Below are 26943 nucleotides of genomic sequence, written 5' to 3'. Positions count from 1 at the left end.
TGCAAAACGGTGATTTGAATGAATAGGAGAAACTATTGCGGAGGAAACTATTTGAGCAGTACGATTTTCGTAATCAATGAATGCCCTGCGGCACGAAGACGAACAAAGTAAATGCCTGTTCCCTGCTCTTTGCCGCTGTCGTCAAGTCCGTCCCAGGTTGCGAAGTATTTGCCGACAAACTGGTAGCCGGAGTGGATCGATTTGACTTTTTGACCGAGGATATTGAGAACTTCGAGAGTAACCTCGCCGGATGAAGCCAGCGCGTACGGAATGTAGGTCGTCGCATTGAACGGGTTGGGATAATTCTGTTCGAGTACAAACTCAGTCGGAATGATCGGACTCTCGACCGGATAAACTGGTGTCGCCGGACCGACCGCAATGGATCCGCCAATAGTATGCGCAGGAAATGCGAAATGCGTCGAGTCGGTGACCAATGCGGTTGAGGTGATCGGATACTCGCCTTCGGAAGCAGTTCCGTCAACTGTGAGATAGATGTTGGCAATCGGCCCGTTCCCTGCTGGAATTGCCGAAGAGTAATCATCAGTAGCAATCGCGATTTCGGTCATGCCGAGAGATTGAGAAGACACGATATTGAAACCCAACTTGCCAATAGCCCGTCCTGCCGCTGTAACAGAATCAACGCGCAATGCGGCATCATCGAACGCGACTGCGATGGCAAGGCTGTCTACCGGCAGGTAGCTGCGCAACGAAAACTGCATTTCTGTCGTGCTGCCGGGGAATGCGTTGGCATAGGACAAACTCAACGTATCGACCGGCATCACAGTCAAACTCAGAGGCAATACAAACGGTGAGTTGGCTGCCTCATTCGATGTGAAAGTTACTTGTGCAGTGTGATTTCCCAAGCTCAAGGCCGTCGGATCAACAATGACCATAATCTCCGAACTGTCGCCGCCGTTAGAGGGCGAAACAGTGAGCCAGGACTGATTTGTTGTCGCGGACCAATTCAATCCGGCGGCGCCGCAGTTCTGAACCACGAGATTAAGTGTATCAACTGTTGCGACACCTTCGCGAGTCAGCGCTGTAATCATCTGCGGTATTGCGCAAAGGGTCGGTGGCGGTGCAGCCACTGAAGCATGCACCGTCACTGCCTTGGGGGAGTTGTACGCGTTCGGATCAATAATTGACAATGTCGTATAGTGGTCGCCGATTTCGAGTATGCCGGGCGAGATACCGATGTTTACTACCGCATCGCCCAGACCGTCATCGCTACTTATGGTAACCCACGTTGCATCGGCGACAATGTTCCAATCAATGGACTCGGCTCCGGAGTTGTAGATCACTAACTCTGAGGTCGGGATAGTTTCTGCATTTGCGGCAAAGCTGAAATGCAGAGTGTCGGGATCGACGGAGATGATTGGAACATCAGTGGTGTGCTGAAGATTGACCACAAATTGTTGTGGCGAGTTAACTGCTTGCGCAGAAGTGATACTCAGGTTTGCCGTGTAACTGCCGGTACCGGGTAAAGAATCAGTAAAGAATTCCAGATCGACTGCCGATGGCGCCGTTCCCGCTGATTGCGAAAGCCCAAGCCAATTCGGCTTGCCGGTGATGGTCCAGTTGATCGTGCCGGAGCCGGAATTCTCGATCATAAAATATTTGTCATCCGGCGGCGGTACGCCGAGACCTGTTTCTACTGTTACTGAGCCGGGTGTGAGTTTCAAGGTCGGCGCGGTGATGTTTAACGTCACGACTATCGTACGTGAGCTGTCGCGTCCAGCGGCATCCGCAATGGTGATTCTTCCGGTGTGTTCCCCAAAAGCAAGACCTGCGATGTTGATGGAGACTGTCGCGGTGTCAGGCGCGGTGCCTGAAGATGGCGTCACTGTCAGCCATGATTGATTGTCGGTGGCGGTCCAGTTGAGAATGCCGTAGCCGGTGTTGTTGATGAGCAAACTTTGCGAAGCGGGGTTGCTTCCGCCCAGTTGTGCACTGAACTGAAACGCTGTCGGCGAAATGACAATCGCCGGCGCGCCGTATTCGGTTATTCTTGCCCAAATGTCGAAACTGCCGTTGCGGTCGTCAGTCCAGGTATAGTAGATGTTGATCCCATCCATTGTGACATTCGGGAATGACTGCGTGGTCGTGGTTTGGTCGGTGTTGACGCGATAGTTCCCGCCCAGCACTGTGCAGTCGGCACGATAGTATTGCGCCCAAATATCGTTGTTACCCTGCCGGTCGTCGCGCCACGCCGTGATGAAATTGCCGAAGTAGTCCATGCCGATGACAGCTTCCGCCTGAGAGCCGTTGGAACCATCAGTGTTGATGCGATAGTTCGCACTTCGGCTCGAGCCGTTTGCCCAATAGTTGCGACCATAGACGTCGGGATTGTTCGGATAGGTGCCGTTGCGGTAGTCGATCCAGATAACTGTGAAATTGCCCGCGTAGTCGCAAGCGACATCGGGCATCACGCACTTATTGCCGGTGAGATTATCACTGATCAAGAAATTCGTACCTTGCACCACGCCGGAAGCGTTGTATCGCTGGCCCATGATGAGATCAAGGCCCTGACGATTGTCATACCAGACTACGACAAAATCGCCGTCGCCATCGACTGCGATTTTCGGGTTGTGCTGATAGGAAGTGCCGGCGTCATCGTTGATGCGGAAATTCGTACCGAGTTTGGTGCCTGATTTGTGATAGCGCTGGCCATAGACATCGTAGTTGCCGTTGCGGTTGTCCTCCCAGACGAGGACATAGTTGCCGAAGTCGTCGGTGTCGATATCCTGCCATCCTTGGGTCTCCACGCCGAAGTCGTCGTTGATCTTCGAATTCGTCGAGGCTGCCGAGCCGTCGGTGTTGTAGCGCTGACCGTAGATGTCGGCATTAAACGGATAGCCGGTGATGCGATAGTCCTGCCACGCCACGACGAACTTGCCGAGCTGGTCCTTCATCATTGAGGGCCGGAATTGCTCGTTGCCGACAGGGTCATCATTGACGCGGCGGTTGCCGGCTTGGCGCGTGCCGAAGCGGTCAAAAAGCTGGATGTAAATATCGTTGTCGCCGTTGCGCTTGTCGTACCAGCAAACCACGAAGTTGCCCTCGAGGTCGGTCGCGATATTGGAGTAACCTTGATAGGTCGTTCCGAAATCGTCATTGACGCGGAAGTCCGGGACGTTGCCGGCGTTGCCGTCAATGAACCAGAGAATACAGGTCAAAAAGAAGCATAGTACTGCCAAACGCGCTTTCATGCGGGTTACAGGTGTTCAAATTTTGTGCCGGAAAGTGGAAGTGGTTGTGGGAGTGCGAGGTAGGGATTTGAGTGGTGTTGTAAGTTTGGGGGAAAGCGGAAGATGTTTCCGAGTCGTATGGAAGAAAGGCATGCAACAGACACGTCACGCACAGAGCAGTTGTTGGCATTCTCGATGAAGAGAAGGCGACAACTTTTGGATGTGGTCAAGCTCATTGAATCCCACTGCAGAGGCGGCACGCAATTCAGAATCTATTCATATTTGGATTCGGAATCTCGGTAGGTTGAATCAACCCTCTCATAGCCCTCGGGCGCGGAGACCGCGCCCCTACTCTTGGTTATCCAAGTTCACGACAATCTTCTTAGCGAGTACGCACAATGGCGCGGCGCTAATTTCACTTTTTGAATCTAATCTACATTTAGTGTCAGTGACCGGGTAAGACACCGACGAGTTATTCGTACGTAATCTATTCTCGGAGTAACTATTGCTCCGTAAGTAATGTCTTCAACAATGCTGAACCGCCACATTCTGTGGTCTGAACGATTCACGCTTCGGGTGTTTGGCTACCTTCATGACAAGCTGACTGAGCCGGTCATCGGGATCTACTTCTTCGGCCAAGCTTTCGATTAACAGCGAAGACTGCTTCTCCAATTCTTTCATGCAGGAGATCAACTCTGCATACGCGGCAATCTCGTAGTGCTCGACGCGATGACAACCGACATTGCGATTGGCATCCAAGAGTTCGTTGTCGTTCATAGGTCCATAATTCCTTCCGTGGTCGTCATGCAGAAATCCCCTGACATCTTCGGTGTCGGCATCGCACAGTGGTGTGCCATCAAGCAAGAAGGCGGTCTCCTTGAGCCGCGCTAACTGGCTTTCGCTGATTTTGATCTGTTCGAGTAATGCTTGGTGTAGTTCGGTAGATGATGCGGCTTCGATGATGCCCGGCAATGCCTTTAGAATTTGTTGCTCAGCACTTACGAGATCTGCCAGTGCATCCTGGCACATTTTGTCGAGCGAATCAAACAGTCTCATAACATGGCCCCGATTGGCCCAGCGCCAATAGCTTCTCGGTTCATCCCACCCAAATTCTCGACAATGATCTGATAGTACATCCAATTCTCCTTTGTTTGCTCCCCGTGCGTATATAGGCAATCAGGATAGAATTTGCCATCAATCGAAAGAGCGAAAAAGGATTGATAACCCCACGTTTATTGTTAGCACTAACAATAGCCAATAGATATACGGCACTGACGAGATTTGACATAAGTCAACTGGCTGCAAAGTCGCATGCGATTAGGCGAATACACATAGTGTTTAACGGGATAACTGGAGAGTAACTTCTCCGTTTTTGCAAGGCAATGATGGATACAACTTTGCAAGAGCCAATCCCGGGTGATCTTAGTACAAGCTCGGACGTTAGCAGCCCTTTGCCTGACCATATCACTGTCGGACCGAGCCGAAAACTCCCAATCCCCTATTGGAATTTAGTTGATTGGTCCGGCGACGCGGAGAATGCGCCGGTTGCCGCCGACTGCGGCATCGGCCGTGACATAAGCGATCCAATAGGTACCGCCAATCCGGGTCCACGTATGACGGTCATCGAGGTCGGGCAACACCAGATGCTTCGTGCCGGCCATGTACCCGTTCGGACCAGCCGAGTTAGGGTTCCGATTGTAAAGAGCGACGTAATCGTAGTGCCCTTCATCAGCAACCTTCCAGCTTACCACTATTGCGCCGAGCGGTTGGCGTTGGATGGTCAAGGATGTCGGTGTCTTGGCGACATACGGGCTGGTCATCTTGAGCACGCGATTGTAGCCATCGATATAGGCTACCCGCATGCCTTCGCGCTTCGGAATCAGCGTTTGTTGTGAGTTGCCGTCGGCGACCCACTCCCAATTATGTAATAGCAGTTGAGCGTTGGTGAACTCGTCGGGGCAGTCTTCGCATAGGACGACTCTGTCGCATGGACCCTGGACATCGCCGCTCCATTGGTACCTAAGATAGCCGTTATTGACTGCCAAAGAGATATTGGGAAGACCGGGGCTGACGGCAGCCTCAAGTCGTTTTGGATATTCTTTGTGGTCGTGGCCGCTGAAGTCAAAACTTGGTGGAACCGGGTTTGTGGCTGGGCCACAACTTGAAAGCAACTCGCCATTGATGGGTTCCAGCCGCGACTTGGCGACGTTGCCACTTTCATCCAGCTTGGAGTTGATTTCGATTAAGTTCGAAATCTGCGTATAGCTTGCCAGCAAGTATGGAACGGGATCAGTCTTTTCGATAACAGCATAGGCATTGGGAACGCGATCACGGAAATCGGCAAGTATCTTCGGCTTGAGCGAACGTGGCGCGCCGTAAGTGTAGAGGACAACATTGTCGCGATCATAGTCGCGGATGTTCACCAGCCACGAAGACAAGTCGAGTGCGGCGAGCGTTGCAAGAGCGCCGCCAAGACTGTGCCCAGTGAAATAGACGCGCGCTGTGGATGTGGAGTCGAGATCGTTGATTGCGGTAGCCAACTTCGATCTCAACTCGGCACGGATGCTTTGGTAAGCGCAGAGAAAGCCCTTGTGAACGGAGTTCGTGACAACCGTGCCGTCTTCATACACCCAGTCGGCAGGGTTAGCGGCTTGGGCATCGGTAATCCAGTCTGCAAGCGGCCCGGAACCGCGAAACGAGACAACGATGTCACTTGTCCAAGGATCGCGAGCGAGGAAGAGCTGGGTATCCTCTTGTCCTGTAATCACAACATCGCACTCGAAATCGGGATCTGACTCAATGAAGGTAACTGCTTCCCAGCATTCTGCGGTGATATTGCCGCTGCTGAAGTCAGCAGCTGGGAAATACGCCCAATGCGCCAAATCAGCCATCTGCGTCGCCGTTTCCAGATCAAAGGAAGTTGTATAGAGACGTGGACAATATTCGGCATCGCTGTAACAGCAAGGCTCCGCGCCGCCGAGATCGAATATGTATGCGATTAGATAAGTGCAGTCCGAGATGTTGATGATGCCGTCGCAGTTCTGGTCCCCTGCCTGACGCGGGTCTGGTGACGGACCGCCGCTATACAAGAAGTTGATCAAAAATGTCACGTCGGCCAATTCGATTACTCCTGAGCCGTCGGCATCACCGCACTTTAATGTCGGCGACAGTGGTTTTGCCATCCGGTGATCAGCGGTTGTTTCCTGGGCGAATGTCGGACGATGCGCGGCGTTCAAGGAAAGCAAGATGGTTATTGCTGCCAGTGTCGTTAGAATTTTCTGCATGCGTCCTCCACCTCGAATCGGAGCTTCGAGTCGCTAAGAGATCGGGGATTTTTTGCCATTCGGACGCAGACGAAAACGAGGACTCGAAAAAGGAGGATTCGGAACGGTAGAACTGGCGATGGCACTATTTATGGAGGAAATATATAACGTAGACTAAATTTGTCAATTCTAAAACGCAGAAATCCCGACAGCAGACAGGCGGCATGTCAGGTGCAGTTTGAAGGAAACAGCCGCCAAATTCAGTATGGCGCATACGATTACCTTCGCTGGCGATGTGTGCGAACTGAGAAAAGAATGGGATAGAAGTCAACCCCAATGCTCAAAAGGACACGCTTGCGCGTGTCCTTTCAGGCACTAGATCTTCTTTTTATGACGATCGCGTCTTCTTCTCTTCTTACGCTTATGAGTCTTAATCTTTTGGCGTTTGCGCTTTTTGCCGCTCGGCATTCAACCTCCGTAAACCAATCAACGAAACTAACAGACGGGCAATATAGCAATCCCGTCTGTCAGCGCAAGTAAATTTATTGGCCTTCCAGAGGTAGTTTTGTAATAAGATCCTTGAACTCATTCGACGGTTTGAATACCGGAACTTTGCGATCAGGAACCGGAACCTCGTCTCCGGTGCGCGGGTTTCTGGCCTTGCGCGCCTTGCGGAGCTTAATTTTGAAGGTTCCGAAGCCGCGAATCTCAATGTTCTGCATCTCTTCCATCGACTTCTTTATCGTATCGAGAAACGAATCTACGACCACCGCGACATCAGTGCGGGTCAGGCCGGTCCGTTCGGCGACACGTTCCACCAGATCAGCTTTGGTCATGTCGGGTCACTCTCCTCCAGAGGTTTCTACACCTTTTTTCATTATCCATTAACATTTACTTCCACTCCCTGATTTTCCGACTCTCAACCCGATCAGTTGAAAATGTACCTAAGCTGCGGGTAGATCAGTCCTTGATTCTTATCTATCAATCCGCTGATATCTAAATGCAACAGCCCCTCGATCAAATCAAAAATACTGCCGCCGCGACGCGGAACCTCGCGAACCCGATCGGGATCTGCACCCAAACCAGAGAGTTCACCGGCAAGGTCGACAGCGTCCTCGAACGTCCCTAGCGAGTCTACGAGACCGATCTGCTGTGCCTGGCGTCCGGAGAAGATCGAACCGTCGGCGATGCGAAGGACTTCGTCCCGAGGCAAATTTCTATTGGCAACGATGACATCAACAAACTGGTGATAGGTGTCATCCACGACCGCTTGAAACACAACCGAATCTGACTCGGTCGGTTTGCGGAACGGCGAACCAATATCTTTGCGTCCGCCCGACTTGATGGTCTGATATTGAATACCGACCTTATTGAACATCTCTTCGACAATCGGATACTGGAAAATCACACCAATAGAACCGGTAATGGTGCCCGGGTCGGCGACAATCTGGTCGCAGGCTGCTGCGACATAGTATCCACCGGAGGCACAAACTGACTCCATCGAAGCTATGATCGGCTTGTCCGTTTCACGCTTGACCTTGAGAACCTTTTCATAAATCTCCTGAGATGCAGCAACACCGCCGCCGGGCGAATTGATATGAATGACGATAGCTTTCACACTCTCGTCTTCACCCCAACGATCGAGCTGGCGCACAACTTCAGTCGGCGAATCGATGACGCCGTAGAGATTGACAATGGCTACACTGCTTCCCAGTCCACCAAAAGAAAATTCGCTGTTATCGGAAGATCCGCTTCCGAGGAAGAACATCAGTAGTATCATTGCCAGAAACAGCAAAAAGCTTCCTGCAATAATCACTCCGATAACGATGTCCCGCGCCTTTGCCATATCGCTCGTTTCTTTATCCGCGCTTCACTTTGATTTTGTCGCCAATCTTCACTTTGCGCGAGGGAAGTTTATTTAGTGTCACAATGTCTTCGACAGTCGTGCCAAAGTTCTTGGCGATTTCCCAGAGTGTGTCGCCGGCTTTGACTACATAAACAAGAATTCCACCGCCCCTACTTGATTTGGTGGACTTGCTCTCAGTGGATGCTTTGCTTGCAGGCACATTGATCAACTGCCCAATGCGCAAATGATCGATCGTGTGAATTCCGTTAATAGAAGCGATTTCTTGGGTGTTGGTATTGTATTTCTGCGCGATTTTGGCAAGTGTATCGCCCTTTTTGACTTTGTAGGTCATTATCTTGTTGCCGGACGACTTCGATGACTTGCTCGTTGCTTTGGAATTGACTTTGATCTTCTGACCCGGGTGTAAGTCGGCATATGGCCCAATTCCGTTCAAAGACCGCAAATCGTTTACAGTTGTGCCGTGGGCTTCGGCAATCTGAGTGAGATTGTCGCCCTTCTTGACTGTATAGGTGCCATTGGAACTGACCTTGGATTTCGACGAGGAAGTCGAAGACTTGCGGCTGGAACCACCGCTCTTGCTCGCCAACTCGGAGTTCTTTAGGGGTATCATCAGCGATTTGCCAGCCACCAATTTGCTCTTGTTCGAACTGCCGTTTGCTTCAGCCAGGACCTTTGACGAGATACCGTATTTCTTGGCAATACTGGCCCAAGTCTCCCCGCGCTTGATGGTGTGCTTCTCGACACCGGCGACAGTCGGTTCTTCGAATGAATCGTAGGAAGCCCAGAATGCAGTCTCGGTGTTCTTCGGAATTCGCAGACGATATGCCTCGATTCCAGGGGGCGTGATGTTGCGCAGGAGTTCGGGATTCAGATGCTGAAGATATTCGTGCGTAGTGCCAATTGACTTCGCAACATGGCGGAGATCGACGCACTTACCGACAGTGACAGTCTCATACTCAAGGCAATCATCATAGTAGGCTGTGAAGCCGTATTTTTCGGGGTTCTTTGCGATAATCGTCGCAGCGAGGAATAACGGCACATAATCACGGGTCTCGCGAGCAATTGTCTTGAGACGCCAATAGTCTTTGGTGTTTTCCTTTTTGGTAGCGCGATCGATGCGACCTTCACCGGCGTTGTAAGCCGATAGTGCCAAGTACCAATCGTCGTAGCGACCATAGAGGAATCCGAGATAACGAGCGGCCGCACGGGTTGATCTTTCGAAGTCACGTCTCTCATCGTACCACCAATTACGATACAAACCGTAATGTTTGCCGGTACTGCTAATAAACTGCCACGGGCCAGTTGCCTTCGCCCACGAGTAGGCATTAGTCTTGTAACCAGACTCGATTAGTGGGAGATAGATGAGGTCAGTGGGAAGTCCCTCTTCCTCAAGAATTCTTGCCATGATAGGTGTGTATTTGCCTGAACGGGTAAGCGCAGCCTGGAAGAAATCACGAGCGATTGTCTGGAAATAGATAATGCAGTTCTCGACCTTTTCATTCACGACGATCGGAATGTCGTAAGTCTCTGTCTTGTCGACATCTGTGACAACACGCTCTTGGCGGAGTTTCGCAAAGTCGTCGATCTCTTCAAACCGATCAACGAAAGCAGAACTCGAAGTCTCACCCGGAATCGTCGCAAGGTAAAGCAATGTGAGTTTATATTCGGATCTGATTTCCCCAAGCAGTGAAGTATACCGCTGGCCATATTCAGTATTTACATCGGGTTCAATATCGAGAGCAGAGAGAATGGAGATTGATCTTTCGAAGTTGTATTGTGCTTCATTCCAGCGTTCGGCCGCATTTGCTTGTGCACCATACTGATAGTATTCTTCCGCGAGAGCGAGCTCGTCAAGAGCCTGAATGTACATTTCATCTTGCAGGTTGGAAGCAACCGTATCGGAAGGCACGGAGTTATAGCCGGCGCGATCCTCTGCATGCGCTGATACACGATCGTTGGACGATGCAATTGCAGAGCCCTGACGAACCGTGGAGGCGCATCCAGCTACCGCGAGAACGACGGCAACTAGAAAACAACTTATTCGAAGCAACATCCCGTTCCCTCCCATATAAGTAAATAGAACGTAAACCGTTGTAAGATATGACTTAGCATATTTACGTGTCAAGTTTTAATTTGTCAAGTTCGCCAACGAGTTTTTGCAGCCCGGTTTCGCTTTCCAGGTCTATCCGTACAACGCTCGGATCGGGGCGAAACCAGGTAATCTGCCTCTTGGCGTAGTTTCGTGTCTTTTGCTTAATCAGCCCGATGCACTGATCGCGGCTGATTTCGCCTTGCAGATACTGGATAACCTCGCGGTAGCCAACAGTCTGCTTCAAAACGGGCGATTGACCGAACCCGATCTCACGCAAATGCTCGACCTCGTCGATCAATCCATCCCCTATCATTTTATCGACCCTAAAATTTATAAATTGATAAAGTTTTTCCCGCGAACGATTTAGTTCAAATACCTCAAAGTTATACCTTGAGGGTGGATAGTCGCCTTTGGAGGAGAGCTCCGTCTTGGTTTGCCCAGTTATCTTGTGAATCTCCAAAGCCCGAATAACCCGTAATCGGTTGTTTTGAGGAATCACTTTGGCTGCCTGTAAGTCAATTTCCATCAGCATGTTATACAAGGCAGTTGTGTCGAGCGCTTCAAGTTCTTTACGGTAGTATTCGTCGGGGTCAGGGGTTGCGAAGAAGCCCACCATAACAGCTTTCAAGTAAAGACCTGTGCCACCGACGATTAGAGGTACTCTGCCCGAATCCAGGATTCTTTCTATCTCTCGGATAGCGTCTGTCCTGTACAGCGCCGAAGAGTAGGTGCGGCTGGGCTCGACGTAGTCAATGAGCCGGTATGGAGTACCGCCAAGTTCCTCCAGTGTCGGTTTGGCGGTGCCGATGTTCATGTACTTGTAGATCTGGCGCGAGTCGCAGGAGATGATTTCCAGATTGAAACGACGGGCGAGGTTGAGTGCTACCGCTGTCTTCCCGACCGCAGTTGGTCCGACTATGACCGGGATAGTCGGTTTAACCGATGCGTCCGAATTTGACATCAAGTTCATGTTTTGAGAATCGGATCATAGTCGGACGGCCATGCGGGCAAACATAAGGGTTTTCCGAAGTCATGAGGTTTTCGAATAAGGCTCGCATCGCCGGTTCAGAAAGACGGTCGCCGGACATGATAGCTCCCCTGCAGGCAAAGGATGCTGCTTTCTTCTGGAAGCGCTTCTGCTCGTCGCCTTTGACATCTGAGAAGTCATCAAGGAGCTCGCGAAAGACAACCTCAGGATTCTTACGACCTAAGACAGCCGGAACTGCTTCAATTTGAATCTGTCGCGGCCCGAAGCTCTCGACGACAAACCCGAGCGCTGCCAGCGATTCCTTTTCCTTCTCGTAGGTGAAGAGGTCGTCCGGTTCGAGATGCACTTGCATCGGTAACAAGAGACGCTGAGAAGAAATCGTATGATGGCCGAAGGATTTAAGCGCCAATTCGTAGAGAATTCGCTCGTGCGCCGCGTGCTGGTCGATGATCAAGATCGAATCAGCAGTTACTGCAACGATGTAGAGTAATGCGAGTTGCTGGAGTCTTACTTCACCGCGCAGAGCCGTCGACAATTCGTGTCGCGCAGTTGTCGGTTGGACAGATTCTGTTGTTTGAGCGTGTGCTGTTTCCGTAGCGGCCGAAAACGAGTGCTGATGGGTCTCCGGTGTTGTTGCTGCCTGGGCAAATATGGCGGCCATCGATTCTTCGGCTTGCACAGGGTTAAGACTTCTTGGCTCGAAGAACGACTGTACGGCTCGACGGGCATCCACCTCGCGGGCATATCCAGAGAAGTCCTCGCGGCGACCGGGCGAACTACCTGCGTTCAATCCGGGAACGACGCGGCCCTCAAGCAGTGACTCGCGAACAACGTGGTAGATCGTGTGGAAGATTACTCGCTCATCGGCGAAGCGAACTTCGGACTTTGCCGGATGGACGTTGACGTCGACAAGCGATGGGTCAATTGTGATAAATATCGCCCCTTGCGGGTAGAGCCCACCGGCAAGGAATTCTCCGTACGCTGATGTTACCGCTGCAAATAGCGAACGAGATTCGATACGCCGACCGTTGACCAAGAGAAGAATCCGCGAACGATTGCGGCGGCAAGCTTCCGGTTTCGAAACGAAAACTTCGACTCGCAAGGAATCACCGTTTCTCTCGCCTCGGACGAATTTCTCAGAGTTGACTGATCCAAAAAGTTGTTTGGCACGATCAAACTTGTCGGTGGAAGCCGCCAGGTCAACTAAGCGCTGTCCATCCGAGTCGAGAATGAACTCACACTGTGGATTCGAGATCGCAAGTGACTCGACAACCTCGATCAGGCGACGCACTTCAGCCGAAGGTGACTTGAGAAATTTGCGGCGTGCTGGAGTATTGAAGAAAATGTTTCGGACAGAGATGGTGGTTCCAAAATCACAACCGACTTCGCTTTCCGATGTCAGTTCCCCACCGGCAATCTCAAGCTGATAGCCGCTATCTGCGCCCCGAGCCCGCGATTTGATGGTGCTTTGCGACACGGACAGAATTGAGGGCAGAGCTTCGCCGCGAAATCCGAATGAGCTGATTGCAAAAAGATCGTCTGGGCTAGATAGCTTGCTGGTAGCGTGACGGCAGATGGCAAGTTTCAGGTCTTCGGGAGTCATCCCGATTCCGTTGTCGTTAACTTCGATACGGCCAAGTCCGCCATCGGCGATGTCGATTCGTACGGAAGTCGCCTGTGCGTCGAGGGAGTTTTCGACCAGTTCTTTCACGACCGATGCGGGACGCTCGATAACTTCACCGGCGGCGATCTTGTTGATCAGAACATTGGGGAGAAGCTTAATTCTTGACGCCATGTTCCTTCTCCGCCTGCTCTTTTAGTTCTGCAAGCACGTTTAGGGCTTCGATCGGAGTCAATGAATCGATCTCGATCTTCTGTAGGCGCTTGAGACTTTGTGATTCTTTCTGCTCGAACAATCCCAATTGGTTGGGATTGATGTAGTGATACTTGGATCGTGTTTTGAGCGGTTCAAATTTGCCAGTCTCGAGTTCGTCAAGGATTTCCTTGGCGCGTCGCGTAAGCGAACTCGGAATACCTGCGAGCTTGGCAACTTCGATACCGAAGCTGTCATCGCAACCTCCGGGAACGACTTTGCGCAGGAAGATGATACGATCTTTGTGTCTACGCACCTGCACCTGATAATTGCAAATCCTCGGACACAGTGCCGGCAGTTCCGTCAATTCATGGAAATGAGTGGCAAATATAGTCCGCGAGCGCAGACGGTCATCATTGTGCAGCATTTCACAAAGCGCCCACGCAATCGCCAAACCGTCATAGGTAGAGGTACCGCGGCCGACTTCGTCGAGCAGAATCAGGCTTTGCGGCGTGGCGTTGTTTAGTATTCGCGAAGTTTCGTTCATCTCCACGAGAAACGTCGATTCACCCATCGTTAGTCTATCGGATGCTCCCACTCGAGTGAAAACGCGATCGACAACGCCGATAGTCGCTGACTGCGCAGGGACGAAAGATCCGGCTTGCGCCATGATGACAATAAGTCCGACTTGTCGCAAGTAAGTAGATTTTCCAGCCATGTTCGGGCCAGTAAGCAACTGTATTTGTTGGCTGCCGGTATCGAGATGTGTGTCGTTGCCGACAAAGTCACCGCGCGCCAGAAGCTGTTCGATTACTGGATGGCGACCTTCGATGATTTCAAGCGTCGATTCGCTGACAAGCTGAGGTCGCGTATAGTTGAATTTGCGTGCTGCAATTGCAAATGAGAGCAATACATCAATTTCACCCAAGAGCCTACCGGCGTTGCTGATCTCGACGATGTGCTTGGAGAGTTCCTCGCGCAATTCAAGGAACACCGTTTCTTCGACGCGGTTGATTTTGTCCTCGGCAGCAAGGATCAGTTCTTCCTTCTGCTTGAGTTCATCAGTGATGTATCGCTCGGCATTGACCAATGTCTGCTTGCGCACGAAGTAATCAGGTACGCCTGCTTGTTGTGCTTTGGTAACTTCGATGTAGTAGCCGAACACTGAGTTGAATCCAACTTTCAAGGTCGAGATACCCGTTTCAGAGCGCAGCTTTTCCTGCAGTGAACCGACATAGTCGACGGCATCTTTGATCGAACCCTTCAGCGAGTCGAGTTCGCTGTTGAATCCCGGCTTGATCATGCCGCCTGAGTTAATCAGCAATGGCGGCTCGTCGACAAGTGCGCGGTCGATCATAACGGCGACTGATTCCATATCAGGAATTTGGGCAGCGATTTCCGCCAACAGTTGGCAATTGCAGCGACTGAGAGTATTCTTAATCGCAGGGAGCTTCTGGAGGCTGTTGCGAAGCTGGATTAGATCGCGAGGATTGGCTTTGCGATAGCCGAGCTTCCCTGACAAACGCTCCAAGTCGGCGATGTTTGCCAACAACGATTCAATCTCTGAGCGAAGATCAGTGTCCGAAACAAACACTGCGACTGCATCATGACGTTTGCGAATGCGATCGATATTCTTGAGCGGTGCTACCAGCCAGCGCGCGAGACAACGCTTTCCCATACCGGTGCGGCAGAAGTCGAGCAAGCCGATCAGCGAGTGTTCTTTCTTTTCGCTGGAGTTTGAGGAGAGCAACTCGAGATTGCGCACTGAGGATGCATCGAGGTAGACATGATCGACGTCTTCGGCGAATCGCGGATGGCTTAGATGCAGCGGCGCGGCAAATTTCATTTCTTCGACGTACGAGAGCAGACTGCCGAGAGCAGATACCGCCAACGGAAACGCCGCCAATTCAAATGCCTCGAGCGAGTGTACATTGTAGTAGGTGCGAATTCGCTCTGCGGCGTAGTCGTCCTGGTAGCGCCAACTTTCCAGCTTCGTAACTTGTGCGCCGATACGTTCGGCTCTTCGATCAACGCTGTCGTCCGCGGCGTCGGAAACCAAAACTTCCTGCGGGCTAAAGGACTCAAGCTTATCCATTGCTGAATCGCCGTTTCCCTCGAAGACGACGACTCTTCCGGTAGCGATCTCAAGTCCCGCAAGACCGATGCGATCACTTTGTCCGACACAAATCGAGACCAGCATGTTTTCATGCCCTTGCGGCATGGCGCTGTCGACAGTGACTGTGCCGGGCGTGATGATTTCGATGACTTCCCGCTTCACCAACCCCTTTGGCGAGTTTAGGATCCTCAACCTGTTCGCAGATTGCGACTTTGAGTCCGGCTTTGATTATGAGTGCGAGATACTTCTCTGCAGAATGGTATGGCACACCGGCAAGCGGCAGTTTCGTCGATTGGCCGTGCGAACGCGAAGTTAATGCAATACCGAGAATCGGCGCGGCGATTTCGGCATCACGACCAAACATCTCGTAAAAATCGCCCATGCGAAAGAACAAGAGTTTGTCCGGATGCTGCTTCTTAATCGCAAAATACTGCTCTAACAGCGGAGTTTGTTTTACTGTCATCTAACTCGATACGATGGACTAAGTGCCGTTGGTTTGCAGTGAATGAAGTGCTATTCCAGCGGCCGAAACGTTTGCCGGTTTGGCTAGACGGGTCGAGGCCAGTAATGGCAGCGCTATGATGCTATGTAAACAATCAACAAGATCACTGGCGCTGGCGAGCGGCCTCTTGCTGGAAGAATAAGTTTTCGAGTATATCAAAGGCTTCACTGGTTCTTCCCTGCTCGCGGTATATGCGCGCCAATCCGATATGCGCCGGAGCATAGTTCGGGTGGGCATTGATAATCTGTCGGTAGAAGTCGAGCGCCTGCGAACGGTCGCCTTTCTTTTCGTAGAGTTCCGCCAAAGCCATTGCTGCGCTGATATTGTTCGGATCGCGTTCGAGAATATTCTCGAACACGGAGCTGATCATATTGAACTGGCCCATATCGAAGAGCGAACGACGCAGACGGTCGAACACCAAGTGCGCGTTGTCGGGGCTCTTCTCAACCAAGTGCATCCAAGCCTTGACAGCATCTTCGACGCGCTCTTCAGTGATGTATGAATCGCCGACTCTAACCCAGACATCAAACTTGGTCGGGTCAAGATGAATGCCGGTCTTGTAGAGAGTGCGCGCTTTGCGACCTTTGCCGCGCTCGCCCATGACATCGCCAAGCCGGATTTTGACCTCGGCGAGGCGTGTCTTGAATTTTTCGGAATCGCGTCGATAGAGTTTCTCGGCAACATCTTCAGCCTCTTCCCACTTGTCTGCTTTGGTCAAGAGGTCAAGCAATCGGGCTCCGGCATGCAGGTTTGTGTGGTCGCGTTCGAATTCTTTCTTAAGCAAACCAATTGCTTTGTCGTGCTGGCCGTCGGCGATGTAGTCGTCGATTAGGTGACGGTTAACTGCGATCTTCTGTAGCGCCGTCAATTCCCCGCGCATAAGCAAGTCTGAATGAATCTGGATTGCTTGTCGCGCCTTGCCGCGATCGGCAAGAATACGGCCGAGACGCAGGTACGCGTCGATGTTGCGAGTGTCCTGCGCGACTACGTCTTTCAGCTTGTGGAAGGCAGCGACCTGATCGCCTTCAAGAAGTGACTGCAGTGCTGAAATGTAGAGGCTGCCATCTTTTTCGTGGGCGCGACGACGGCGACGGATCTGGTAAGAGAGCAGCGCCATCAATAGGAGGATGATAGCGACTCCACCGACGTAATAGTACATGCTTAATTCGAACATAACCTACACCGAATCAATCTGGTCAATCTGGCGGTTGCGCAATGAAGTGATTTCAGCTTCAAGGCGTTTAATCAATCGCTTATTTGCGGATGACTCTGAAGATATTCTGAAGAAGTACGTTACCGCCAAGAGGAAACTGGCAATCATGCCCGCGCCGAACGAAATCAACAACACCACCATGAGCGGCACATCGAGATATCGTGTATGGAGAATGTTGACATCAACTCGTTCATTCGCATTGTATATGAAGAACGCAATGGCGACTATCAGAAAGATGATAGTCAAGAACATCCTAATTGCCCACATGGCCGCGCTCCTTGGCTACTGACATTGACGATGCTTTACTGCCTAACGACATTATTCAGCGCCTCCCTCGACGGCCTTCACCGTATCGGCTGCGCTTGAGTTCGAACGAAATGTAATTGACGAAGCAATATTCTTGAAATGATCTTCCAACTCATCCCGGAACTGATTTTCACAGGCCATTTCCATGTACAACAACCAGCCGTCGAATGCTACGATGTAGACATAGCCGACGCGATAGTCGCGAATCAATTGCGGCGGAGTTGTGTCGTCTTTCTGAACCTGAACCGAGTATTCACGGCGAATCTGCCAGCGCGTGGCATTTTGTCCGCCGATTTTTTCGGCAGTAGGTACTGCTATTTCCGGTGGATTGGAAAGGCCGCGTTGGAAGAACTCGGACTTGGAAAGAATCTTATCGCGGAATTCATCTTTGGTGGATCCGACATTTAGCGAATCGAAAAATGCCTGGGCGGTCATCGTTGTCGAATCTGCAAATATCCGAACATAGGGCTTGAGCGCTTCGCCGGGGTTGCTCTTAAGTTTGATTGGTACTCGCGGCTTGCGCCACTCAAACATGATGCGTTCAGGACTTGGTTCATTCTTGAGTCCGGCATCTTTCCATTCTGTCGGAATAGACATGGAGAAGCCAAATCGGCTGTCATTGTACCAGCCTTTTTCAATAGTCCCGACTTTCTCCTTCTTGGCAAACGCTGCGCCGCTTATCAAGATTCCTGAGAATATCAGTATCCAGGTTACTCTTGCTGTTTTGTTCATTAACTTGTTGGTCACCTTTCGCTTCCTGCTCGGCTTGTTTCTAATTATACGCCTGGCCGGGTTAGAGTCAAGTATTTAAATCGAAACTACTTGAGAAGCACCAGCTTGCGCGTAATGACTTCACCGGCGGCGCGTACAACGAAGAAATAGACTCCAGAGGCAATCGCCGGCTCTTCGCCAATTAGTTGCGGCAGAGGAAATGTCAAGGTGACCGAGTTTGCGGTCAGTTCTTTTCGGTACAATGTCTGACCAAGGATATTGACGAATGAGATATCGAGTCTCGAAGGCAGATTGACGTTCGGGTTCAATTCAATCGTCATTTGAGTGTTTGCATTGAAGGGATTTGGCGCCACGCTGACATCGCGCAAGGTTGAATTCTGCCTGCCAGTCTGGGACTGATCGACTCTTTTATAAAGTCGAATCCAATCGACTGAGAGACAGTAGAGCTCGTTTTCGCTATAGGCAATCTGGTCTGTTCCTTCGGTGCCGGGAATCAAATAGACCGTTCCGAGGTCGGTGGGATTGGAGAAATCGAGATATCTCACTGGAGTCGGTCCGGTCGCAAAAAGTAGCTCGCGCGAGGTCTGATCGTAGAAAAGATCGAACGCCGTAGAGATCGCCGAAGGAGCTTGATGTTCGGTGAATTCATTGGTAGCTTGATCGAACTCAAATATCTGGATGCCGGTGGCGTGGGAGATAGCGATAAAGCCGTCGCCGGTAATCTCGACATCGCGCGGTCGTGTTACGCATTGCGTCGCTCCTACAAACGTGATTTGGTCAACTTCAAACGAGTATATCGCAACCTTGCCATTTTGGTAAATCGTCGCCATGAGGTTGCCGCTAATGTCAGCACCGCTGATCACACCGTCTGACACGATTGAACTTCTCAGAGAGAACGTATCATCTGGCTCCAGACTGTAGGAGACGATTCCATCTTCTCCCACGGCTATCAAAGTGACTTCATCCGAATTCGCGCCGAATGCGAAGATCTGTTTCAGTGCCAGTCCCGATGCAAGTTCGGAATGTGAGAACCATCTTCCCCGATCCTTCTGGTAGATCCTGATTGTTCCGTCTTGCGGAGCACCGGCAAACAACCAAGGATCTGACTCAGCGAGTATTGGTGTGATAGCTGCGCCCGGTATGATCATTCTCGGGCCTAAGTTGGTGTTGTTTCGTGTCAGCTCCTGAATGCCCGCTGGTGTCGAAAGCAGGAGCGCGCCGCTGGTGGCAGTCATAGCGCTGGGAGTTGCCTCACCTTGATAAGATGCCCGGGATTCCAGATTCTGACCGCTTCTGAAGGCAGTCAAATTTCCAAAACGGTCGAGCGCGACCAGCGAATACAAGGACGAGTTCTCAATTGCTATGAGTTTGGCAATCGGGTGTGGATACGTTGATCGTGCCGCTACAATGCCGACAGAGGAGATGTCCCCGGTTTCGGATGCCATGTATAGGATCTCATCTGATTCGCGATTGACCGCAATTCGGGAGACTTCATAGTCTGTTTCAATCACACGCTCAAGCAGTGCGCCATTTGACTCACTGCAATACCACACTTCCGATCGTTGCGAGCCGAACGCGATTGCCACTCCGTTCTTGAAGGCGCTAATATCTGTCGGTTGAGTCTCGCATAGTATTTCATCGAAGTAACGGAATTGACCACCAGACTTTGAAAACACAGTGACGCCATTGAGCACGTCGAGGACAAACAAGTAGTCACCCGCCATGTCCACATCAAGTGCGTAGTCGGGTTCGGTCAGCGTTTGGCGCAACGCTGGATTAGCGACGTCCGAGAGATCAATGACATTGACACCGCCATACCCCTGCGCGACAAATAGTAGGTCTTCGACGAGAGCCAAATTTGCAATTGAGTCCAGTGAGGAAAAATCACTTCGGTGCACAAATTCATTCTCGATCAACTGGTAGATTCCAATGAGGTTTCTTCTTGAGGCGAGGACCACGATGTCGCCGAATGCTGCGACATGAACCAAGTCCTTGCTGATAGTAATCGATTGAATTCGTTCGAGTGTTGGCGTCTGCGTTGCTGCATCCAGAATAGAAAGCGTTCCGGGGGACAACACGAATATGCGGTCAGTCGAAGTCGCAATATCTATCGCCTTATCAAAGGAGTGCGAAGACTGATAGACAAATTGATCGGCTCCAGTCGCGCAGATTGTGCCTGGCAACAGAAGCAGCAATATAACAACGACAATCACAGATGCATCTTTCACTTCAGTAACACCATTCTTCGGGTTTCGCTGAATCTGTCCATGCGTAGTCGATAGAAGTAAACACCAGAGGCCAAGTCGTTTCCGTTTGAGTCCTTTCCGTTCCACGCCAAACGGTGCGAGCCAGCTTCCAACTCGTGGTTCAAGACTGTCGCGACGGTTTGCCCCAGCGTATTGATAATCTCGACGGTAACTCTGGAGTGAGCGACCAGGTCAAATTCAATGACTGTCGACTGGTTGAACGGATTCGGGTAGTTTTGCGATAGTCGAAACGCTGTCGGCAATGTTGGCGGCGCGGCTGGTCTGCTGATTATCGGCAAGGCTCCGGTATTACGTTTATCGTGCATGAAATTGCCCCATACAACGGATTTGTCTTCGGCTGGTGTCGGCAAATCCCACATATACAGCTGGGCGTCCGACGATCCCATAAACAGTTCGAGCAAACCGTCATTATCAAAGTCACCCGAGACCGGCGTGTGCGTGGCGTACGTAACCAGTGCAGGATCTGCGTAGGTATAGATCGGCCAACCTACTACTGGCGAAGCGTCGAGATTCCAAGCCAAGAGGCGTTCCGGCTTGCCGAGAAACAGCGCGCCGCCGCGAGAGACTATCTCCAGTTCGCCGTCATTATCAACATCGAGAATCAATGGATTGCTCAAAGAACTCGTGGTGCCTGCAAAGAAACCATCCTTGCGACCGAACTCGCTTGCCAAGAATGGTGTTCCGTCGCCATTCCAGGCATAGACCTCGCCGCCATCAAGTGCGCTGAAAACACATACCAATTCGGGCAGCGAGTCGTTGTCGAGATCGGCGGCGGCTTGGTATGGAGTCAAGAACTGAATCTTGTCAGGGAAATAGCGCGGCCATCCGGGCAGGTCAGTGCCATCAGCTTCGACGATGCTAACCGCCATCGCGAGATTGGAAGAGAACCAATGTGCAAAGGCTATCTCCGGTTCGCCATCGCCGTCGAAGTCAGCCAGCACACCCCCGAAGATATCGTCGCGCGAAGTGACTTCGGCACCGATGTGAGGATGCAGCGGATTGCCATCTTTGCCGGAGTACATGTACAAACCGCCTTCGCCCCGCAACTCGGTATAGAGGGTGCCGACATCTTGGTAACCATCATGATTGAAGTCATATGCAAAAATGTACGGCACGTATGAACCGCCAAAAGTGCGCGGCGTACCGGTTTTGCCGGTGCGCGCAAAAATCCTTTGCTGGGTGCGGAAGTAGCTTGATCCATCAGCATGCCAGCAATAAATCTCGCCGCCGAAATTGATAATGAGGATTTCCATAATCAAGTCGCCGTCGATATCAGTTACTAACGGAGTCGGATAGCCGCTGTTTTGATAGCCGGTACTGATCATCTTGGGCCAGCCGGGAACGAAGTCTCCGTGCTCATTGATGATCGCGACTCCCGAATCAGTGACGCAGACGATTTCATCATCACCGTCGCCGTCGAAATCGTGCAGTGCTAATGCCGATTCAATCGAAGTTGCCCTTGGAACGGAGATGACTCTACTCGTGTTGCCGACAAACTCGCTTACGATGATACCATTTCGTGATCCGGTAAGCACCTCTACTCGACCGTCGCCGTCAATGTCGCCGGAAACTGAAGTGTAGTGAGGGCGAATGCCGGGGTCACGAGGATAACCCTCTGCCAAAGCGGACTTGATATACACGCGCCGTTTGACAGTTACTACCGAAGTGTCAGTGTAAACATCGAGTTGAAGCGTGCCAATTCCGGGAAGCACTTGCCCAACCGTCCATTCCGACAGGAGCTTGTGATAAAGAAGATCGGTCGAGCGTTTAATGAGGACTTTTTGTTTCGGTTCGACGTCTGAGTAGTACGCCAACTCGAAGTGAGTGAATCCTGGTATCGATGTTGAACCGGTAATGTTGACAGCTGAAAAGACCGTGTCGTCTTCGAGGGGTGACAGTATGTCGACCTGAACCGAATTGACCAGACGAACTGTTGAAGTAAAGGAAATCTTTTCGCCGACGGTTAAGCGCAGCTCGGTTTCGCCATCAAAGGGAGATGAATCCCAAGATGCGATTGGTCCGCTGGCAATACTTGCATTGCCTGTCGCAATTGTCTGCCACTCCTCTGATGAGCTCGGTCTTGCTTCAAGAAAGTAGTTGGCACTTTGCGATGACATAGCCGATCCGTTGATCTCGACCAAACCAGAGACGATTTGGTGTACGCGCGGCTCTTCTATCTCTGCATAGTCATCCTGAAGTAATCCCACTGCCCTGCCGACATTGATGCGGCCATAACCGCCATGTGGACTAAATCCGGTTGGAACAGCACCGCTCGGATCGGAAACGCGGTCGGCAGTGTTCACCAGAAGTCTTCTTACGCTATCAGCTGAAAGCCCCGGAGCTACCGAGAGAATCAGCGCAGCGCTTCCTGTAACATGCGGTGCAGCCATACTTGTGCCGTCGGCAAGATAATATTCGTCTTCGACGATACGCAGCAGCGGCTCACCGCCTTCGGCATACAGGTCTGTGTCTTGCGCGCGCAATGAAAGAATGTCCTGACCCGGTGCGCAGACATCGAGCCAATTGCCAAATGTCGAAAAACTGGTGACTTCATCAAAGGAGTTGGTAGCACCGACCGTGAATGTTTCATCTAGTCGCGCCGGATAGAATGGTGTCGATGTGCCGGAGTTGCCGGATGCTGCAACGAAGAGCACGCCATTATCGACGGCGAATTTCACTGCATCGGCAAGAATCGCTGAAAAGAAAGGCGAGCCCCATGAGGCATTGATGACTTTGGCGCCGTTCTCCACGGCATAGATGATTGCTTCGGCGCTCGCAGAAGCTAACGCATTGGGGAATATCTTGAGGCACATGATCTCGACGTTTGGCGCTACGCCCTCGATACCGATACCGTTTTCCGTCACCGCTCCGACAATTCCTGCACAATGAGTTCCGTGCCCGATGGTGTCCATTGGGTCGGAGTCAGGCGAAATCGAATAACCGTTGGCGTCGTCACCGGAAAAGTCGTAGCCGTAGCGGTCGTCGACGTAGCCATTGAAATCGTCATCAAATCCGACACGGCCTTCTACCTCATCAAAGTTGTGCCAGATGTTTTCCGACAGATCGGGATGCTCGTAGTCCACGCCCGTGTCAATGATTGCGACCTTGACGCGGCTCCTATCCGTCGGCTCAGCCAGTGCCGCGAGTCGATTGATGTCGGCACCTTCAAGGCCAGTCAACATTTTCAGGCTGTCATTCGCAATTCCGGGTACGCGAATGATTCCGGGGTACTCTTGCCCCACATTGTGCATCCCCCACTGGTAAACGTAGAGCGGGTCGCTGAATGTTACCATATAGATATCGCGCTCGACATAGGCAATCCCCGGCTGACCTGCCAGTTCTGATTCAGCGCGTTCTCGATCAATCGAGTCGGCGAATTCCATGACATAGACTGAGGCGAAAGCTCCCCTGCTTGCTGAAGCAACGTGATTCCCCTTGAGCAGCGGTGTGATTTTGTCGGCGTGAACTGAGCTGCTTAACTTGCTGAGAGAACTCTGAGAAGTTGAGCTATCAAGACGAACAATCAAGCGCGTTGGATGATATTCCGCTGCGGCAACAATTGCGGGCAGTATCGCGACCACGAGTAACGTGACAACGAGACAACATTTTCTGAACATGCCCGGCATCCAATCCATTGAATTCAAGTGCACCGCATTGCTTCGTCTTCAATACGCGCGAAATACAGAAATTATCCAATGAATATAGCACGATCAGGGCGGCTCGCAAGCCCGGCCTTATTACTGCGGGAATTTACTTTTCGGTAGTCGGCAAAACTGCCCAATGGAGTTTGGTGCGCAGGATCTGATAAAACGAGTTGTTCGGAAAGGTTATCAATCGAGTGCTATGAGCGGCCTTGCGAATCGTTATCTGCGTTTGGTTCTTCACTCCCACCGAAGTCTGCCCGTCGACGGTCATCAGGCAAGCGTGGTCGCGAGATGTCACTCGAATTCGGATAATGTCGTCAGCATGAAATAGAAGCGGTCGCGCGGCCAAGGATTGCGGAGCTATCGGCGAAGCGACGATGGCTTCCATATTGGGATTAAGCAGCGGACCGCCTACAGCTGAATTGTAGGCTGTCGATCCGGTCGGCGAACTTATCACTAGTCCATCAGCACGATAGGTGGAGATGAATTCGTCATTAACAAATAAATCAAGCTGAATCAATCTCGCTAAACTGCCGCGATCGACAACAATGTCGTTAAGTGCAAAATGCTGTTTCTTCTCCGGATCGTCGACGATGGATGCTTCGAGCAGCATTCGTTGTTCGATTCGATGCTTACCGTCGACAATCTCCTGAAGTCGCGGTTCGACCTCGTCGGCAGAGACTTGAGTGAGAAATCCCAGCGAGCCGAGATTGATTCCGAGAATTGGTGTACCTGCCGCCCCGATTTCGCGCGAGGTTGCCAATAGTGTGCCATCGCCACCCATTGACACGATAATATTGCACTCGGACGCCATGCGGTGTCGCAGGCTTAATTTGGAATCATCAATGGAGAGTGCTCGAAGGTCATCGGCGAGTCGATAGTCGTGCCCGTTTTTTTCAGTCCAGCGAATTACCCGCTTGATGACATCATCGGCACCCGGACGCTGGCGGTTGGCGATTATGCCGAATAACATCAGGGCTTGCCTTTGGCCGCGATATTGACGGCAGCGATCCTATTCGTAGCCGCAGTGGCTTCAATGCTAACTGTCGGATTTCCGTTGCTGCCTATGGAGGCGATCCGCTCAATTGAATCGGCGATTCCTTCCGGATGCAAATGCAGTAACTTGAGAAGTTCATCCCGGCTGCCGTGCTCGACGAATTCGTCAGGTATGCCGAGCCGAAGCATACGGATCTGTTTGCGTCCATTGTCGGCAAGCCAGTCGTTGATGCCGGAACCAAATCCGCCAATCAACGCGCCTTCTTCGATTGTGGTGATCGAGGTAAATCTATTTGCAATCTCGGTGAGCATTGTCACATCGAACGGTTTGACGAATCGACAATTGTAGATCGCGGCTTCAATACCGCGCGGTGATAACAACTCGGCGGCGCGCATTGCCTGATCTACCATTGTGCCAACTGCAAGTATCGCCGTGTCTTTGCCCTTGCGCACCAACTCCCAAGTTCCCCATTCGAAGTCGGGGCGGTCAAGTTGAAGTTCACCCTCGGGGATATCCGCACGTGGCCAGCGAATTGCGATTGGCGCGGTGAAGTTTTTCATCGCCAAATGAAGGCTTTGCCGCAGTTCCGTTCCGTCTTTCGGTGCTATAATGACCATACCGGGAATCGGTCTAAGATAGGAAATGTCGAAGGCGCCATGATGGGTCGGACCGTCATTGCCCGCCAAACCGGCGCGGTCGAGTCCGAGCAATACCGGGAAATCTTGCAGTGCGATATCGTGAATCACGGCATCATAGGCGCGCTGCAAGAATGTCGAATAGACTGCAAAAATCGGTTTCTTTCCTTCGCGCGAGAGGCCGGCAGCAAATACACCGCCATGCTGTTCGGCGATTCCGACATCGAAAAAGCGTTCAGGAAATTCATGCGCAAAATCCAATAGACCGGTGCCGGTCGGCATTGCGGCAGTAATCGCCACCATGTCGGGATGTTCTTTGCCGAGTTCGAGCATGGTTTTAGAGAAAACTTTGGTATAGGCAATCCCCGCGGCTTTATCGGAGCGACCGGTGATTTTGTCAAACTTGCTGACACCATGGAGCCGGCAGGAATCCTCTTCGGCAGGCTTGTATCCCTTGCCCTTCTGTGTGCGCACGTGCAAGAGAATCGGGCCGTGAAGCGCTTTGATTTGGCTGAGAATCTTGACCAAGCCCTCAACATCGTGACCGTCAATCGGGCCAAAATAGCGGAATCCGAGCTTCTCGAAAATGATACCGGGAACGAGGACGCCCTTGACAGCTTCGTCTATTCGGCCGACGACTTCGCGGATGCGAGAGCCTTTGCGAATTTTGCCGGTCAACTCCCAGATGTGATCTTTAATCTTATTGTAGGTTTGGTCAGTCAGCAATCCGGTCAGGTATTCAGACATAGCGCCGACATTTTTGTCAATCGACATCGAATTGTCGTTAAGGACGACCAGCATATTGCGTCCCGAATGGCCGAGGTTGTTGAGTGCCTCAAAAGCCATTCCGCCTGTCATTGCGCCATCGCCGATAATCGCGATAACGTTATGCTTCTCCTTTGACAGGTCGCGGCTAACAGCCATACCGAAGGCGGCGCTAATCGAAGTCGAGGCATGGCCAGCGCCATAGATATCGTGCTCGGATTCCGTCGTCTTGGCAAAACCGGAAAGTCCGCCGTATTGGCGGATGGTCAACATTTGGTCGCGCCGCCCGGTGAGTATTTTATGTACGTAGCTTTGGTGACCGGTATCCCAGACCATTCTGTCGGTCGGACTGTCATAAGCATAATGCAATGCTATGGACAGCTCAACGACACCGAGATTGCCTCCCAAATGACCGCCAACCTGCGAAAGAATCGACAGCAATTCTTCGCGGATCTCTTCTGCCAAACCGGGCAACGACTCGGGAGCAAGTTTCTTGAGATCCTGGGGGGAAGAAATGCCTTTTAGAAAGTCGGTCATATACGAATGATACTCACA

17 protein-coding genes are annotated in these 26943 nt (G+C 51.6%); all 17 read right to left on the bottom strand.

Features of this window, described 5'->3' with window-relative positions; translation table 11 throughout:
- Window positions 1-47 precede the first annotated feature (47 nt).
- Window positions 48-3209 carry a T9SS type A sorting domain-containing protein gene (locus IPH59_01015; GenBank protein ID MBK7090295.1) on the bottom strand — a complete coding sequence of 1054 codons (3162 nt, stop codon included), beginning with the start codon at window positions 3207-3209 and terminating at the stop codon, window positions 48-50.
- 504 nt (window positions 3210-3713) lie between these two features.
- Window positions 3714-4244: a DUF892 family protein gene (locus IPH59_01010; protein ID MBK7090294.1), complete on the bottom strand. Its 531-nt coding sequence runs from the start codon at window positions 4242-4244 to the stop codon at window positions 3714-3716.
- 452 nt (window positions 4245-4696) lie between these two features.
- Window positions 4697-6472 carry a hypothetical protein gene (locus IPH59_01005; GenBank protein MBK7090293.1) on the bottom strand — a complete coding sequence of 592 codons (1776 nt, stop codon included), beginning with the start codon at window positions 6470-6472 and terminating at the stop codon, window positions 4697-4699.
- Between the two features lie 521 nt (window positions 6473-6993).
- Complete coding sequence (locus IPH59_01000; GenBank protein ID MBK7090292.1) at window positions 6994-7287, bottom strand: integration host factor subunit beta; 294 nt, start codon at window positions 7285-7287, stop codon at window positions 6994-6996.
- Between the two features lie 92 nt (window positions 7288-7379).
- Entirely contained in the window at window positions 7380-8297 is a 918-nt protein-coding gene (gene sppA / locus IPH59_00995; GenBank protein MBK7090291.1) for a signal peptide peptidase SppA, read from the bottom strand.
- A gap of 13 nt (window positions 8298-8310) precedes the next feature.
- On the bottom strand, window positions 8311-10371 hold the full coding sequence (locus IPH59_00990) for a LysM peptidoglycan-binding domain-containing protein (GenBank protein ID MBK7090290.1): 2061 nt from the start codon (window positions 10369-10371) through the stop codon (window positions 8311-8313).
- Window positions 10372-10432: 61 nt separating this feature from the next.
- Window positions 10433-11371, bottom strand: a complete 939-nt coding sequence (gene miaA / locus IPH59_00985) for a tRNA (adenosine(37)-N6)-dimethylallyltransferase MiaA (GenBank protein ID MBK7090289.1) — start codon at window positions 11369-11371, stop codon at window positions 10433-10435.
- A complete protein-coding gene (gene mutL, locus IPH59_00980) occupies window positions 11346-13193 on the bottom strand; it encodes a DNA mismatch repair endonuclease MutL (GenBank protein ID MBK7090288.1) in 1848 nt (615 codons plus the stop codon). Before mutL ends, miaA begins: the two co-directional genes overlap by 26 nt.
- On the bottom strand, window positions 13177-15489 hold the full coding sequence (gene mutS, locus IPH59_00975) for a DNA mismatch repair protein MutS (GenBank protein MBK7090287.1): 2313 nt from the start codon (window positions 15487-15489) through the stop codon (window positions 13177-13179). Before mutS ends, mutL begins: the two co-directional genes overlap by 17 nt.
- Window positions 15416-15790 (bottom strand): hypothetical protein, encoded by a 375-nt coding sequence (locus IPH59_00970; GenBank protein ID MBK7090286.1) that lies wholly within the window; start codon window positions 15788-15790, stop codon window positions 15416-15418. The genes mutS and IPH59_00970 overlap by 74 nt, the downstream gene beginning before the upstream one ends.
- A 142-nt stretch (window positions 15791-15932) precedes the next feature.
- A complete protein-coding gene (locus IPH59_00965) occupies window positions 15933-17003 on the bottom strand; it encodes a tetratricopeptide repeat protein (protein ID MBK7090285.1) in 1071 nt (356 codons plus the stop codon).
- A gap of 3 nt (window positions 17004-17006) precedes the next feature.
- Window positions 17007-17309, bottom strand: coding sequence for a LapA family protein (locus tag IPH59_00960; GenBank protein ID MBK7090284.1), 303 nt, complete (start codon window positions 17307-17309; stop codon window positions 17007-17009).
- 51 nt (window positions 17310-17360) lie between these two features.
- The gene (locus IPH59_00955) at window positions 17361-18095 is read right to left on the bottom strand and encodes a hypothetical protein (GenBank protein MBK7090283.1); all 735 of its coding nucleotides are present in this window, start codon (window positions 18093-18095) and stop codon (window positions 17361-17363) included.
- A 71-nt stretch (window positions 18096-18166) separates the two neighbouring features.
- Window positions 18167-20308 (bottom strand): T9SS type A sorting domain-containing protein, encoded by a 2142-nt coding sequence (locus IPH59_00950; GenBank protein ID MBK7090282.1) that lies wholly within the window; start codon window positions 20306-20308, stop codon window positions 18167-18169.
- Window positions 20305-23964 (bottom strand): S8 family serine peptidase, encoded by a 3660-nt coding sequence (locus IPH59_00945; GenBank protein ID MBK7090281.1) that lies wholly within the window; start codon window positions 23962-23964, stop codon window positions 20305-20307. The genes IPH59_00950 and IPH59_00945 overlap by 4 nt, the downstream gene beginning before the upstream one ends.
- A 133-nt stretch (window positions 23965-24097) precedes the next feature.
- On the bottom strand, window positions 24098-24964 hold the full coding sequence (locus IPH59_00940; GenBank protein ID MBK7090280.1) for an NAD(+)/NADH kinase: 867 nt from the start codon (window positions 24962-24964) through the stop codon (window positions 24098-24100).
- Window positions 24964-26925, bottom strand: coding sequence for a 1-deoxy-D-xylulose-5-phosphate synthase (locus tag IPH59_00935; protein MBK7090279.1), 1962 nt, complete (start codon window positions 26923-26925; stop codon window positions 24964-24966). Before IPH59_00935 ends, IPH59_00940 begins: the two co-directional genes overlap by 1 nt.
- Window positions 26926-26943: the final 18 nt, after the last annotated feature.

This window comes from bacterium, from assembly GCA_016708315.1.
In the GTDB taxonomy this organism is placed as follows: domain Bacteria; phylum Zixibacteria; class MSB-5A5; order CAIYYT01; family CAIYYT01; genus JADJGC01.
Note: the sequence above shows the minus strand (reverse complement) of the source record. Positions and strands in the feature narration are given on the sequence as shown.

Excerpts from the sequence above, each read along its gene's own strand:
- IPH59_01000 (MBK7090292.1), bottom strand. The coding sequence starts at position 7,287 with ATGACCAAAGCTGATCTGGTGGAACGTGTCGCCGAACGGACCGGCCTG.
- IPH59_01005 (MBK7090293.1), bottom strand. The coding sequence starts at position 6,472 with ATGCAGAAAATTCTAACGACACTGGCAGCAATAACCATCTTGCTTTCC.
- IPH59_00970 (MBK7090286.1), bottom strand. The coding sequence starts at position 15,790 with ATGACAGTAAAACAAACTCCGCTGTTAGAGCAGTATTTTGCGATTAAG.
- IPH59_00940 (MBK7090280.1), bottom strand. The coding sequence starts at position 24,964 with ATGTTATTCGGCATAATCGCCAACCGCCAGCGTCCGGGTGCCGATGAT.
- IPH59_00960 (MBK7090284.1), bottom strand. The coding sequence starts at position 17,309 with ATGTGGGCAATTAGGATGTTCTTGACTATCATCTTTCTGATAGTCGCC.
- IPH59_00990 (MBK7090290.1), bottom strand. The coding sequence starts at position 10,371 with ATGTTGCTTCGAATAAGTTGTTTTCTAGTTGCCGTCGTTCTCGCGGTA.
- sppA (MBK7090291.1), bottom strand. The coding sequence starts at position 8,297 with ATGGCAAAGGCGCGGGACATCGTTATCGGAGTGATTATTGCAGGAAGC.
- IPH59_00965 (MBK7090285.1), bottom strand. The coding sequence starts at position 17,003 with ATGTTCGAATTAAGCATGTACTATTACGTCGGTGGAGTCGCTATCATC.
- mutL (MBK7090288.1), bottom strand. The coding sequence starts at position 13,193 with ATGGCGTCAAGAATTAAGCTTCTCCCCAATGTTCTGATCAACAAGATC.
- IPH59_00945 (MBK7090281.1), bottom strand. The coding sequence starts at position 23,964 with ATGTTCAGAAAATGTTGTCTCGTTGTCACGTTACTCGTGGTCGCGATA.
- miaA (MBK7090289.1), bottom strand. The coding sequence starts at position 11,371 with ATGTCAAATTCGGACGCATCGGTTAAACCGACTATCCCGGTCATAGTC.
- IPH59_01015 (MBK7090295.1), bottom strand. The coding sequence starts at position 3,209 with ATGAAAGCGCGTTTGGCAGTACTATGCTTCTTTTTGACCTGTATTCTC.
- IPH59_00935 (MBK7090279.1), bottom strand. The coding sequence starts at position 26,925 with ATGACCGACTTTCTAAAAGGCATTTCTTCCCCCCAGGATCTCAAGAAA.
- IPH59_01010 (MBK7090294.1), bottom strand. The coding sequence starts at position 4,244 with ATGAGACTGTTTGATTCGCTCGACAAAATGTGCCAGGATGCACTGGCA.